Genomic DNA, 13418 nt, shown 5'->3' with positions numbered 1-13418 from the left:
GGTCAGTTCAGCTTGCGGGTGTCGGCGGGCAGACCGCCACCGGCGTAGACGTCCTCGGCGAGCTTGGCCAGGGCGGTGAGGGCGACGTTCTGGCTCCACGGGCCGTAGGAGACCCGGGAGACGCCGAGTTCCTGCGCGGTCGCCAGCGGGATGGAGCCGGGGATGCCGATCAGGTTGACCTTGCGCTCGCCCAGCGCCTCGACCAGCCTGCCGACCTGGCGCTCGTCGAGCTTCCCGGGCGCGAAGAAGTTCGACGCGCCCGCGTCCAGGTACGCGCGGCCGCGGGTGATCGCCTCGGCCAGCGCCTCCTCGGGGTCGCCGCCCTTGAGGAAGGCGTCCGTGCGGGCGTTGACCACGAAGTCGACACCGGCCGACTGCGCTGCGGCGACGGCGGCCTCGACGGCCTTCACCGACTCGGCCAGCGGCTTCATCTGGTCTTCGAGGTTGCAGCCGACCGCGCCGACCTCGATCGCCCTGGCGACCGTGCCGCCCGGGTCGCCGTAGCCCGCCTCCAGGTCGGCGGTGACCGGCAGATCGCCCGCCGTCCGCACGATCAGGGCGACCTCGGCGATCATCTCGTCGCGGGGGATCTTCTCGCCGTCGGGATAGCCGCGCGAGGCGGCGATACCGTGGCTCGGGGTGGCGAGCGCCTGCGTGCCGGGGGTTTCGGCGACGACCTTCGCGGTGATCGCGTCCCAGACATTGACGACGAGCAGCAACTCGGGGGCGGCGTGCAGCTCCTGCAGCCGGGTGGCCTTCTCAGCGGTGGAAACCATGTCCCCCAATCTAGGGCCTGTGACCGGGGTCGGCGGGGAAGGCGGCGGCTGGATCGGGTGGCTGTCCGTGGTCGGCCGCTTGTGATGGAATCACCCTCAGGAGGCCGCGGTGAGCGCTCCCAACCCGCTCGCCTGGGTCCGCCAGTCGCTCTGGTTCGGCGTCCCGCCCGCCCACCGCTGGCCGATCCGGTTCAGCGGGTCGCGATCGGACGTCCAGAGCGAATCGGCCTGCCGTCGGGCGTAATCCCGGTATGGGCCCGAGTTCGTCGCGCTCGCCAGATCGGCGAGGAAACGCATGAAGATGCCCTTGAACTGCTTCTGGTTGTCGTCACAGGAGTTCTGGCCTACGTCGCAGGATTCGGTGAGGACACCGTTCCTCGTCAGCACTGGCCCGGTCACCGCCGCGTCGGCCAGCCGCCGGGCCTCGTCGAGCAGGCGAGGTTCGTTCGTCGCACGCCAGACCTCGACGAGACCGCCGATGGCCAGGCCCTGGTTGTAGGTCCAGACCGTCTGGCCGTTGTTGCGGCAATCGCGCGTCAGGCCGTCGTTGACCAGACCCGAGGAATTGATCATCCCGCTGGCCAGGTACCAGTCCGCGGCGGTCCGTGCCCGTTGCAGCCACACGGAATCACCCGGCGTGCGGCGGTGCACGGAGGCCGCCAGCCTCAGGTACAGACCACTGGTGACGGCGTTCTTGTAGGTCCGTTCACGATCCCACCAAACGCCACCGCCGCAGGAACCCGTGTCCCAGTACTGGTGCACGTAGGCGGCGATCGTCGTCGCCATGGTCAGGTAGCGCGGATCGCCGGTGTGGTCGTAGGCGGCCACCCACGCCAGGCCCCACCAAGCGCTGTCGTCGATGGCGCGGCTGGCGAAATTCCCTTCGATGGCATCGGAACTGCGTTCGCCCGCCGGGAAGGTGCCGCGATTGCGGTCGAAGGTCCGCGCGATCACCCAGTCGTAGCGTCGATCCCCGGTGCTCTTCGCGTGGTCGATGACCGCCGTCAGCGTCGCCGCCGAGTTCCACCAACTGCTCGGCCACCAACCCGGGTACGGATCATAGGAGTACAGAAGCGCATCCGCCGCCGCTTGCGCCCGAGCCGGCGCCGGACGCGCCCACGCCGTACAGGATCCTTCCTGGTGCCCGGCTTCGCGGCCGCACGCGCGGACGGCGCCGCCGTAGTGACGGCCGCGCGGATCCCGGGTCGCGAACAGCACCGTCCGGCCGGTGCTCGCGCCCGCGGCGACCGGCGTGCGGCCGAGCGACGAGCCACCCGCCCAAGTGGTTCCGGCGTCCCACGAACGATCCAGCCAGATCTCGTCGCCCTGTGCGCCGGATTCGATGGTGCCCCAAGCCATCGCGTTCGCGTCGACGTGCAGCCGGATCGTGCGCCCGTACAACGTCGTCGGCGGAACAGGCCGCGTGTCACCGTTCGCCTGAGTCGAACCGTCACAGGTGACATCGCAGACGGTGGGATGGATCCACTGCGTACAGGTGACCCCGGCGGCGTCCCCGCACGCGCGGAGCAGCCCGCGCCGGTGCTTGCCGGGGTCGGTCACGTTGTACATCAAGGTTCTCGTGCCGGTCCAGGCGCCGGGGATGCTCGCCTTGCCCAGCAGGCCTTCCCAGCTCGCGCCGCCGTCCCAGGACCGGTCGAGCCAGACCGAATCGCCGGTGACACCGCGATCGATGCTGCCCCAGGCCATCCCGTCGGCGTCGGACACGTGCAGGCGCACTTGGCGGCCGTTGACCACTTCGTCCGGGACCGGGAAGGTGTCCTGCTGGGCGCGGGACGGATCGAGGGTGTCGCAGGACAGCACGCAGACCACGGCCGCGGGCGCGACCTGTTGCGCCGCCGGTACGGGAATCGCCGTCAGGATCAGACTGAGTACGAGATGGATCAGCGATGACATCGTTGTCCGCCCTCGGAGTCGGCCAAGCGCCGGATCTGGGATCTCTTTCATGATCCGGCTTTCGTCACCGCCCGGTCAACGGACACCACCGGTCAGATCTCAGGACAGGATTTCTGTTACGCCCCGGAGCCAGGGCGCGATGTAGGGATGTCACTTTCGAGTGGAGGTCTCGTGGAGCTAACGATCAACGCAGGGGGCGAAGAACAAGCCCTGAAAGAGTTCTATAGCTGGCTTCGCGACGACGTCGACGTGGTCCGGTCCGCGACCATCACCACCGCGGGGGCGCGGGAGTCGGGGCAGATGGGGGCCTTCGAGGTCATCTGCATGTCCATCGGTTCCCTGACCGGGCTGGCCAATCTGGCCATCGCGTGGGGCAACTTTCTGCGGTCCCGCAAGGAAACGCCGCCGTTCACCATCACGATCGAGGGTGAGCTGTCGGCCGAACAGCGCGCCATGCTCCGCAACCTCGACCTCCCGCTGGAGGACTCGTGAGTGGTAAGAACGGTTCTATTGAGGGGTAAGGCAAACGTTTCGTGTCTCAGCTACCCGCCCGTCAAGGTTGCGAAAGCCACTTTCGCAACCTTCAACGTTGCGAAAGTGGCTTTCGCAACACCTGCCACGCGGCCGGACGCAACGACCGGCGCCGACCACGCCACCTTTGCCGTACCTCTCAATAGCCGCCTTTACCACTCACGACCTCACACGCCGCTTCCCAGCCACCGCAACGTTTCCAGGGCGACCGCCACATCCACCGCGTTCTCCGCCAAGGGCCGGGGGAGGAGTTCGTCGGCTCGCGCCAGCCGGCGGATGACGGTGTTGCGGTGGGTGTAGAGCCGTTCCGCGGTCCGCGTCGTGTTGCCGAGTTCGTGCACGTAGGTCCGGACGGTCTCCCGGGTTTCGGCGTCGGCGTGCCGGAGTTCGCCGAGGGTGTCGGCGAGGAATTCGTCGGCCTGCGCGGGGTCGACGGTGAGCAGCGCGAGCAGCTGGATGTCCTGATAGCGCGCGATCTGCTGCGGTGAGGTGAGCCGGGCGAGCATCCGCTGGGTGGCGGCGGCGTCCAGGTGACTGCGGCGGAAGCCGTCGATCCCGCTGCCGGGGCGTCCCAGCGCCACGCGGACGTCGGGGTGCGGCGTGAGTTCTTCGGTGAGCCGGTCAGCGCGGGGCTGGGTCCGGCCGGGAAGCCAGACCCAGAGGGCGGCGGCGCTGGCGACGACGGTCAGCCGGTGTGAAGCGCCGCCGGCCCGCATGAGCGTTTCGGCCGCGCTTTCGAGCTGCTGGGACGACGGTGTGGCCGACCCGCTCCAGACGATCGCGGCCGTATGGGGGCCGGCGAGCGGGTAGCCGAGCTGGGCTTCGGCTCGTGAGCGGCTGATGGGGGCGCCTTCGAGCAGCAGGGTGACCGTGGCGCGCCGTTCGGCGTGGGCGCCGCGGGTCAGTTCCGTGCGCTCGGCGGCCATCCGTTCGGACACCGCCGCGACGGTGTCCTCGATGAACGTCGTGATCGACAGCGACGAGACGTCCAGCAGCTCGCGGAGCAGGACCGGGTCGGACGTGAGGTCGAAGCAGATTTCGATCCACCGGCGCCACGCGACGCCCTGAGCCCGCCGGTAGGCGTCGAGACCGCCGGAGTCGAAGCCACGGCGCACCATGTCGCGGGCGCCTTCGAGCACTTCCTGGTTCAGGTTGGCGTTGACCCGCCTGCCCGGATGCTGCACGTTGGCGGCCGCCCAGTGCAGCAGGTTGGCCATGTTCGCGCGTTTGGTCCCCTCGGTGAGCACGGGGTCCTCGGCGACCGCGCGCATGCTGTCCCCGCCGAGCGAGGCGGCGTGCAGCTCTTCGATCCACTCGGCGCGCGGATGCAGCACGATCTCGGCCCCGCGCCGGAACAACTCACGCGCCTCCGGTGACAGGGACGGCCACGGCGCTGCGGCACTTTGCACCATCGGTACATGATGATGGTGCGGATAGTGCTAGCGCAATCCCACGGCGCACCCGCATCGTGGAGGTAACCGAGACGAGGCTGGAGTACCGCATGACGACGAGCACACCCGTCGAGCACCTCGACGTGGTCATCATCGGTGCCGGGATTTCCGGGATCGGGGCCGCGCGCTACCTGAAGACCGAGCAACCGGGCAAGAGTTTCGCCGTCCTGGAGGCCCGCGGGGCCTCGGGCGGCACGTGGGACCTGTTCCGCTACCCCGGCATCCGGTCGGACTCCGACCTCCACACCTTCGGTTACGAGTTCAAGCCGTGGCGGGACAAGCAGTCCATCGCCGACGCGCCCCGGATCCTCTCGTACCTGCGCGAAACGGTCACCGAGAACGGCCTCGAGTCCAGCATCCGCTACCACCACAAGCTGCTCTCGGCTGCCTGGTCCAGCGACGAGGCGCGCTGGCTGCTCGAGATCGAGCGGACCGACACCGGCGAGCGCACCCGGCTGAGCGCGGGCTGGATGTTCAACGCCGGTGGCTATTACCGCTACGACGAGGGCTTCACCCCGGACTTCGAGGGCCGTGACCGGTTCGGCGGCACGATCGTGCACCCGCAGCACTGGCCGGAGGACCTCGACTACGCCGGGAAGCGCGTCCTCGTGATCGGCAGCGGCGCCACCGCGGTCACCCTGATCCCGGCGATGGCCCCGACGGCGGCGCACGTGACCATGCTGCAGCGCACCCCCACCTACGTGATGCCGGTGCCGCGCGAGGACAAGATCGCCAACGGCCTGCGCAAGATCCTCGGCGAGGAGAGGGCGTACGCGCTCACCCGCCGCAAGAACATCCGCAAGGGGCTCGCGGTCTGGCAGTTCTGCCAGAAGTTCCCCAAGACCGCCCGCTCGCTCATCCGCTACGTCAACAAGAAGCAGCTTCCTAAGGGCTATCCGGTCGACGAGCACTTCAACCCGCCGTACGACCCGTGGGACCAGCGGCTGTGCGCGGTGCCCGGCGGCGACCTGTTCGCCGCCATCCGCAAGGGCAAGGCCGACGTCGTCACCGACAAGATCTCGACCTTCACCGAGAAGGGTGTCCTGCTCGAATCCGGGCGGGAACTGGAGGCGGACGTCGTCATCACCGCCACCGGCCTGAACCTCCAGGTCTTCGGCGGCGCCTCGCTCAGCGTGGACGGCAAGCCGGTGGTCCTGCCGGAAACCGTCGCCTACAAGGGAATGATGCTTTCGGACGTGCCGAACGCCGCGTTCGCGATCGGCTACACGAACTCGTCGTGGACGCTCAAGATCGGCCTGCTGTGCGAGCACTTCTGCCGTCTGCTCGGGCATATGGACGCCCACGGCTACGACGTGTGCCGTCCCGTCCCGGCCGATCCGGACATGCCGACGAAGCCGTTCCTGGACTTCGCCGCCGGGTACGTCCAGCGTGCCCTCGATCAGCTTCCGCGTCAGGGTGACCGCATGCCGTGGCTGACGTCGATGAGCTACCACTCCGACATCAAGCTGCTGCGCGCGGACGACATCACCGATCCCGAGCTGCACTTCTCCCGCGTCGAGGTCCGGGAAGCGGTGAGCTCGTGACCGACAGCTTCGCCGAACTGCCCGAGGGCCCGAAGATCTGTTATCGCGAGGACGGCCCCGCCGACGGTGTGCCGCTGGTGCTGATCGCCGGACTGGGCCTCGACCTCACTTCGTGGCCACAGCGGATGATCGACGGGTTCACCGGCCGCGGCTTCCGCGTCCTCCGGTTCGACAACCGGGACGCGGGCCGCTCGGACCGCGTCAAGGCGCCGAATCCGGGCAAGCTGCGGCAACTGCTGGCCAAGCCGCTCCCGGGCGCCTACGACCTCGGGGACATGGCCGCGGACACCGTCGGCCTGCTGGATCACCTGGGCATCGACACCGCGCATCTGGTCGGCATGTCGATGGGCGGCATGATCGCCCAGACGGTCGCCGCCCGGAATCCCGAACGGGTCCTCTCGCTGACGTCGATCTTCTCCACCACCGGCCACCGCCGGGTCGGGCAGCCGGCCCGGTCGACGTTGCTGCGCATGGCGAGGCGGCCGGCCCGCACGGTCGAGGAGTCGGTGACCGGGCATCTGGCGATGATGGGACACCTCGGTTCGGCCAGGTATCCGCTGGACAAGGACGTCGAAAGCGCCTGGGCGACCGGCCTGTGGGAGCGCGCCGGAGGACGGCGGGCCCGGAGCGGCATCGCCCGCCAGATCGGCGCCATCCAGGCCAGCGGCGACCGCACCGCGGAGCTTCGCCGCATCACCTGCCCGACGCTCGTCGTGCACGGGGACACCGACCGTATGGTCCACCTCAGCGGCGGGCGGGCCACCGCCGACGCCGTGCGCGGAGCCCGGTTCGTCGAAATCGCCGGGATGGGCCACCACATCGCCCCGGACCTCGTCGACAGGCTCGTCGAGCTCACCGCCGAACTGGCGCTGGAACCCACAGGAGAGCATCGATGAGCAGCGTGCGCGGCAAGGTCGCCGTCGTCACCGGCGCCGGATCCGGCATCGGACGGCAGGTGGCGCTGGAACTGGCGAGGCGCGGTGCGCGGCTAGCACTGTCCGATGTGGACGAAACCGGCCTCGCCGAGACCGTCGCCGAGGTCAAGGCGCTCGGTGCGGAGGTGCAGGGCGCCGCGCTGGACGTCAGTGACCGGGCGGCCGTCCAGGAGTACGCGGCCACGGTCGCCGGGCAATTCGGTGTGGTGCACCAGGTCTACAACAACGCCGGCATCGCCGGTGGCGGGCAGACCGTCCTCGACGCCGAGTGGGAGCTATACGACCGCACGCTCGCGGTCAACCTCTTCGGCGTCATCAACGGCACGAAGGCCTTCCTGCCGCACCTGGTCGAATCCGGCGACGGGCATGTCGTCAACATCTCCAGCCTCAACGGTTTCATGGCCCAGCCGACGCTCAGTGCTTACTGCGCCAGCAAGTTCGGCGTCCGCGGCTTCACCGAGGCACTGCGCACCGAGATGATCGCGGGCAGGCACGCGGTGCGCGTGACGGTGGTCCACCCGGGTGGCGTCAAGACCGGTATCGCGTCGTCCGCGCTGAAGGAAGCGCAGGCCCGCGGCATCGAGCCGACCGCCGATCAGCTGGAGCGTGTCCGGCTGTACAACGAAAAGCTGCTGAAGATGCCCGCCGACCAGGCCGCTCGCATCATCGTCGACGGTGTCGAAGCCGGGAAACCACGGGTGCTCGTCGGGAACGACGCGAAGTTCGTCGACAGGCTCGTCCGGCTGCTCCCGCGTCTCTACCCGAAGCTGATCGTCGACTTCGAACGGCGGCGGTTCGCCCGCTGATCAGGGGCGGGGGATGCCCTGGTGCCCGAAGAGCCCGAGTAGCCATGTGTAGCGGAGGGCTTCGCGTGCTTGGCCGTAGGCGTCTTCGGTGCCGTTCCAGATGGCCTGGGTGATCAGTTCGATCGTGGCGGCGACCACCGTCCGCGCGGTGAACGGCGGCGGCGAAGGAAGCGTGGGATCGTTGGTGCGAACCCATTTCGCTGTCCGGTCGAAGACGGCTTCACCGGCGCGCAAGGTCTTCTCCCGCGCTTCGAGTCCCGCGTCGCCGAGGGCGTAGATCTCCAGCAGGGCGGCGCGGACGGCCGTGGGCCGGCGGTGCACGTAGTCGACGAGGAAGTCGCAGCACGCGGTGATGGCGTCCAGCGGCGTCGCGGCTACGGCGCCTACCGCGACACCTTGCGAGATGAACTCGGTGGTGATGTGCCGGTAGGCGGCGAGGAACGCGTCCTGCTTGTCGGTGAACTGTTCGTAGAACGACGTACGCGAGACGCCCGCCGTGGCGGTGATGTGGCCGACCGTGGTGGCGACGTAGCCGCGTTCGCCGGTGTTCTCCAGTACCGCGTCGATCAGCCGCGCGCGCTGGGTGCCGGCGACCTCGTCGCGGCTGAGGTTGTGCGGCCCCTTCGGCAGTTTGCGGGGTGTGCGGTCGTGCTCGGTCACCTGCGGCACGGTACCGGTTCAGGTGGTGCAGACCAATGGTGAACACGGCTGTGCCCGGCCGTGCGGACGGCCGGGCACAGTGCGTGGATCGAACGGTACGGTCAGCCGACCGGCACCTCCGGGGCCAGGGAGTTGCCGGGCGCGATCTTCCCGCAGCTCGTCGGCGCGGTCTTGCCCGCGAACCGGTCGTTGAGCCAGAGGATCGCCTGCGGCGCCCAGGCGACGGCCGCCCCGACGTGGCTCAACGTGTTGTACTGGTCGTACCTGACCGACTTGTTGCCGGTGTCGCAGTACTGCCGCGCCAGCGCGCGCACGTCACCCGCGACCATCACGCCGTCGCCGGTCCCGATGCCCGGCGGGTTGCCGAACGTGCCTTCCACGACGCCGTTGTTCCCCTGCGCGATGAACGCGGGAATGGTCGGTGTCGGCGCGGAACCGAGGTTGACCTTGTTCACGGCTTCGACGTACGGGAGCACCGTATTCGGGTTGGTGTATTCCGGTTTCACGAATTTTTCCCAAGTCAGCCCGGGATAACGGCCGAGCGCGTCGATGATCGACGCCTTCTCCATATCCTTGAGGACCTGGCGGCCGTAGGAATTCGCGTACGGCGTGAGATCGATGTCGAAGGACCGGGCGACACCGATGAGGGCCATCGGAATGACCCCTGTCCACGCGACACTGCCGTTGACGTACTTGAGATTGTGCGACGGCTTGACGAGCACGCCGCCTTCGGTGAAGCCGACGAGATTCTTGTTGACCTCGGGCGCGTAATCCGGCGCGAGCGCGGCCGCCCAGCCGGTCGCGATGGCACCACCCGAATACCCGAGGAGACCGAACCGGGTCTTGTCGTTCATTCCCGTTTCGGGCGCCCGCGTCGCGGCGCGGATCGAGTCGAGCGTGTTCGTCCCGTATTCCGGCCCCGCCGCGAAGTTCGCGTCCTGGCCTTCGGTGTCGGGGATGACGACGTTGTAGCCCTGTAGCAGGGAAGGCGCGATGAGAAGCGACTCCGCGTTCGCGATCAGGCCGCCGAGCGAGACGTCGCCGGCGATCGCCCGCGACGGACCGTGCTCGGGATTGAGCGAGTCGTAGAACGACTGGTAGGAAACGGCTTTGGTGTTGTCGCCGGTGAGACTGCGCAGCACGGAAGTGACGTTGGCGGACGGTTTCCCCAGCGCGTCGGTGGTCCGGTAGAGCAACTGGGTCACCTTGAGCGGCGTGGAAATACCGATGACGTGGTAATTCAGCGTCCGGGTTTTCAGCACGGTTCCGGGCGCGTACGAAGACAGCGGTTCGCTGCCGTCGTAGCTGTAGAAGGAATCGGTCGCGGGAGCGGCGGAGGCTGCGGGCGCGGCCACGAAAGTGACGAGTGCGGCGATGGCGACGGCCAGCAGACGAGCGGGTTTCCGGGTCATGACTCCCCTTTGAATCATGAAGTGGATCACGTTTGGATGCCCGGAACCTACCAGCCGGTAACCGGTGATGTACAGGGGCGTACATCATTTATTGTCGCGTCTCTGACATTTCTCCTTCGCGATGCGTTCCGGTTTGGACGGAGTACGGCTCCCGCAGGGTGCGGGTTGTGATCCAGCACAAGACCGGCAGCGCGATCAGCGGGATCAAGGCCGTCCGCAACGAGGTGTGGTCGGCGATCGTGCCGATGACGGGACTCGCGAGGCCGCCGATGCTGACGGTCAGGCCGAGGGTGACGCCACTGGCCGTGCCGACCCGGGTGGGGAGGTAGTCCTGGGAGAGCGTGATCTGCAAAGAGAACGGGATGTAGAGGCCCACCGCCGCCAGCGGGATGAACAGGAAGAGCGCCGGGCCCGGTACGAACACGACCCCGGCGACCGCGGCGACCGCGCACAAGTACGACCAGCGCATCAGGGTGATCCGGCCGAAACGCTCCGCCAGCCTGCTGCCCAGCACCGTGCCCGCCGCTCCGCCGACGTACAGCAGGAACAGCGCGGCGCTGCCCGTCGTCGTCCCGCCGCCCGTCCGTTGCTGGGCGTACAGCGAGACGAAGGTGCTCAGCCCGACGAAGACGATCGAGCGGAAGACGACGGCCAGCGACAGCTTCGCGAACGACCTCCAGTCGTCGGAGCCCGCCGGACCCGAGTCGCGACCGTTCACGCCGTCCGGCCTGGCGAGTGCGCGCAGCACGGGCAGGCAGAGTACGGCGCCCGCCAGGGCCGGGACGACGAGCAGCGGGGACGCCGGGAGGCCGCCGACGGCCATGACCGCGGTGACGAGTACGGGAGCGACCGCGAACCCGATGTTCCCGCCGAGGGAGAACCAGCCCATCGACGTATGGCTGCCGTCGCCGGCGATCCGGGCGACCCGGGCGGCTTCGGGATGGTAGGCGGCGACACCGATTCCCGACAAGGCGACGAAAATCAGCGTCAACGCGTAGGAATCGACGAGTCCGCCGAGGCCGATGCCGAGTCCTCCGAGGATCGTGCTCGACGGCAGAAGCCACGGCATCGCCCAGCGATCGGTGAGGGCGCCGAACAACGGTTGCGCCACCGACGACAGCAGGGACGCGGCGAGCACGATGCCCGACACCGCCGCGTACCCGTAGGAGCGCTCGGCGGCGAAGAACGGCACCAGCGCGGCCACGGAACCCTGATATACGTCCACGCAGGCATGTCCGGCGGACAGAAGGACGATCGCTTTCTTCGGCACTCCGCCATGCTCGTCGCGGGTGCCTGTGTCGCGCTTCCGATAAAATGACAATCAATGACGGAAATCCGCCACTTGCCGGAAGCGCCCACCCAGGTCAGGTCGCTGGTCTCCGGCGAGGCCGTCGACGCGCATCGCCACGACGATCACCAGGTCGTCTATGCCGCGCGCGGCGTACTCGCCATCACGACCGACAAGGGTTCCTGGGTCGCCCCGGCCACGCGGGCCATCTGGGTGCCCGCCGGGACCGTGCACGCGCATCAGGCGCACGGCGGACTCGAACTCCACCTGGTGGGCCTGCCCGCCACCGTGAACCCGCTGCGGCTGAACGAACCGAGCGTGCTCGCCGTCGGCCCGCTCCTGCGCGAACTGATCCGCGCGTACACCGTCCCGCCGCGCGACGACACCCCGGAACGGCGACGGCTGCGCGGTGTCCTGCTCGATCAGCTACGTGTCTCACCACAGCAACCCGTGCATCTGCCGGCGCCCACCGATCCCCGGCTGCGTGAACTGTGCGAGATCCTGCGCGCCGACCCGGCCGGCAACCGGACGCTGGCGGCCCTCGGCACCGAGGTCGGCGCGAGCGATCGCACCCTGGCCCGGCTCTTCAAGGCGGACCTCGGCATGACGTTCCCGCAGTGGCGCACCCAAATGCGGCTCTACCACGCGCTGGTCCTGCTGGCCGACGACACTCCGGTGACCGCCGTGGCGCATGCCTGCGGCTGGTCGTCCACCAGCGCGTTCATCGACGTCTTCCGCCGCGCCTTCGGACATACCCCGGGCACGCACTACGGCCGGTGAACGCGAAACGGGGCCGGTCCACAGTGGACCGGCCCCGTTTTCGTCTTCAGTCTTTACGCCGCGTTACGGCGACGACGGACCAGGAGCACCATCAGCACACCCGCGCCGAGGAGCGAGCCGCCGATGACCAGCGGCATCGTCGCGGACGCGCCGGTGTTGGCCAGGTCGTTGCCGCCACCCGATTCGGCGCCACCGGGGGTGGTGGGGGCCGGGGCCGCGGACGTCGCGGGCGCGCCGCCCTGCTTCCAGTTCGCCGTCGCGTTCGCGGCGACCGAGGTCTTCTCGGACTCCGCGACGATCAGGGACTGGGCGGGAACCTTCGAGTAGTTCTCGCCCACGAACAGACGGCCGGTGTCGAGGTGGCCGCTGACCTTCAGCGAGAAGGTGCCGGAGCCGTCCTTGGCGTCCTTGGGGACGTCGATGTAGACCTTGGTGCCGTCCTTGACGTCGGCGGCCTTGATCGCCTTGCCGTCGGCGTCGGTGACCTTGACCCCCTCGGGCAGCTTGCTGGTCAGCTCGGTGATGTCACCGCTGGTCGCGATGCTGAACGGGCCGATCCGGGTACCGGGGGCGCCGTCGGCCTTGGCCGGGCCGATGTCGAGGGTCGGCTTCGGCTGCTTGCCGAGGCCGGCGTTCTCCTTGCCGGTCAGGTAGTCGTAGAGCGCCAGGACGTCGGCGGCCTCTTCGGCGCCACCGCGCGAAATCGGCTTGGCGCGGTCCAGGTTCTTGCCGTCGCTGAAGTGCCACACCGCGGCCTGCGTCGCGGTGACGGCCTCCTCGACGGAAAGCCCGCCGTTGAGCTTGACGTCGGTCTTGCCGAGGGTGCTTTCAAGCGCCTTCGCCGAGGCCGCCGGGTAGCCGTGGTGCAGCACCCAGTTGATCTTCTCGTTGTTCTTGTTGAACGGCGAGGAGGTGTCCGGGTACTTGTTCCACGGACGCTCGATCATGTCCTGGTCGGTCCGCATGCGGACCTCGACCTGCACGCAGTACATCTTGAGCTTGCTGCCGTCGGACAGCTTCAGCGTGAACAGCACCGTGTCCGCGTGCTTGCCGCCTTCGAAGTTGACGCCGAACCCACCGGTGCCGGCGCTCTCGACGACCCGGCCGCGCGCCGCGCCGTCGTCGGCGAGGGCGGCCGGAGCGGCCACCGTCAGCGCGACGGCCGCGGAAGCGACCGCGATCCCGCCGCGAACCAGAACAGACCTGCCGTGCATGTGTCTCCCATCCGATTACGGACCACGAATGCCAGATGCCGCGTGCGACCACAGGCCCCGACCGCAACGGCTCGCCCGAACAGGGGATGAGTAATCCCATCGAGCGA

Annotated in this window: 12 protein-coding genes; 5 read left to right on the top strand and 7 right to left on the bottom strand. The window is 68.7% G+C overall.

Features of this window, described 5'->3' with window-relative positions; genetic code table 11:
* Positions 1–2 precede the first annotated feature (2 nt).
* Together H5J31_RS11905 and H5J31_RS11900 are read right to left on the bottom strand one after the other, a co-directional pair.
* Positions 3–776 carry an isocitrate lyase/PEP mutase family protein gene (locus tag H5J31_RS11905; RefSeq protein WP_181772578.1) on the bottom strand — a complete coding sequence of 258 codons (774 nt, stop codon included), beginning with the start codon at positions 774–776 and terminating at the stop codon, positions 3–5.
* Between the two features lie 96 nt (positions 777–872).
* Entirely contained in the window at positions 873–2690 is a 1818-nt protein-coding gene (locus H5J31_RS11900) for a glycoside hydrolase family 76 protein (RefSeq protein ID WP_181772577.1), read from the bottom strand.
* Positions 2691–2861: 171 nt separating this feature from the next.
* Here H5J31_RS11900 and H5J31_RS11895 point away from each other — a divergent pair, with 171 nt between their 5' ends.
* On the top strand, positions 2862–3182 hold the full coding sequence (locus H5J31_RS11895; RefSeq protein WP_181772576.1) for an effector-associated constant component EACC1: 321 nt from the start codon (positions 2862–2864) through the stop codon (positions 3180–3182).
* Between the two features lie 206 nt (positions 3183–3388).
* Here H5J31_RS11895 and H5J31_RS11890 read toward each other — a convergent pair whose 3' ends face one another.
* Positions 3389–4633 (bottom strand): PucR family transcriptional regulator, encoded by a 1245-nt coding sequence (locus H5J31_RS11890; RefSeq protein ID WP_181772575.1) that lies wholly within the window; start codon positions 4631–4633, stop codon positions 3389–3391.
* A gap of 89 nt (positions 4634–4722) precedes the next feature.
* On the opposite strand from H5J31_RS11890, the gene H5J31_RS11885 reads away from it, so the two are divergent.
* From H5J31_RS11885 to H5J31_RS11875, 3 genes are read left to right on the top strand one after another with little or no spacing between them, the layout of a single operon-like run.
* Positions 4723–6216, top strand: coding sequence for a flavin-containing monooxygenase (locus H5J31_RS11885; protein WP_181772574.1), 1494 nt, complete (start codon positions 4723–4725; stop codon positions 6214–6216).
* Complete coding sequence (locus H5J31_RS11880) at positions 6213–7112, top strand: alpha/beta fold hydrolase (RefSeq protein WP_181772573.1); 900 nt, start codon at positions 6213–6215, stop codon at positions 7110–7112. Before H5J31_RS11885 ends, H5J31_RS11880 begins: the two co-directional genes overlap by 4 nt.
* Positions 7109–7957, top strand: a complete 849-nt coding sequence (locus tag H5J31_RS11875) for an SDR family NAD(P)-dependent oxidoreductase (RefSeq protein WP_181772572.1) — start codon at positions 7109–7111, stop codon at positions 7955–7957. The genes H5J31_RS11880 and H5J31_RS11875 overlap by 4 nt, the downstream gene beginning before the upstream one ends.
* Here the strand turns inward: H5J31_RS11875 and H5J31_RS11870 are convergent, their stop codons facing one another.
* The 3 genes from H5J31_RS11870 to H5J31_RS11860 all read right to left on the bottom strand — a co-directional run bounded on the left by H5J31_RS11870 (position 7958) and on the right by H5J31_RS11860 (position 11299).
* The gene (locus H5J31_RS11870) at positions 7958–8617 is read right to left on the bottom strand and encodes a TetR/AcrR family transcriptional regulator (protein ID WP_328701458.1); all 660 of its coding nucleotides are present in this window, start codon (positions 8615–8617) and stop codon (positions 7958–7960) included.
* Between the two features lie 101 nt (positions 8618–8718).
* Positions 8719–10029 carry a lipase family protein gene (locus H5J31_RS11865; RefSeq protein WP_181772570.1) on the bottom strand — a complete coding sequence of 437 codons (1311 nt, stop codon included), beginning with the start codon at positions 10027–10029 and terminating at the stop codon, positions 8719–8721.
* 88 nt (positions 10030–10117) lie between these two features.
* Entirely contained in the window at positions 10118–11299 is a 1182-nt protein-coding gene (locus H5J31_RS11860) for an MFS transporter (protein WP_181772569.1), read from the bottom strand.
* Between the two features lie 54 nt (positions 11300–11353).
* On the opposite strand from H5J31_RS11860, the gene H5J31_RS11855 reads away from it, so the two are divergent.
* Positions 11354–12097 (top strand): AraC family transcriptional regulator, encoded by a 744-nt coding sequence (locus H5J31_RS11855; RefSeq protein ID WP_181772568.1) that lies wholly within the window; start codon positions 11354–11356, stop codon positions 12095–12097.
* Between the two features lie 53 nt (positions 12098–12150).
* Here H5J31_RS11855 and H5J31_RS11850 read toward each other — a convergent pair whose 3' ends face one another.
* Positions 12151–13311: a thioester domain-containing protein gene (locus H5J31_RS11850; RefSeq protein ID WP_181772567.1), complete on the bottom strand. Its 1161-nt coding sequence runs from the start codon at positions 13309–13311 to the stop codon at positions 12151–12153.
* Between the last annotated feature and the right edge of the window lie 107 nt (positions 13312–13418).

Source organism: Amycolatopsis pittospori (assembly GCF_013870525.1).
Lineage (GTDB): Bacteria > Actinomycetota > Actinomycetes > Mycobacteriales > Pseudonocardiaceae > Amycolatopsis > Amycolatopsis pittospori.
This window is presented reverse-complemented; position numbering and strand designations above follow the sequence as displayed.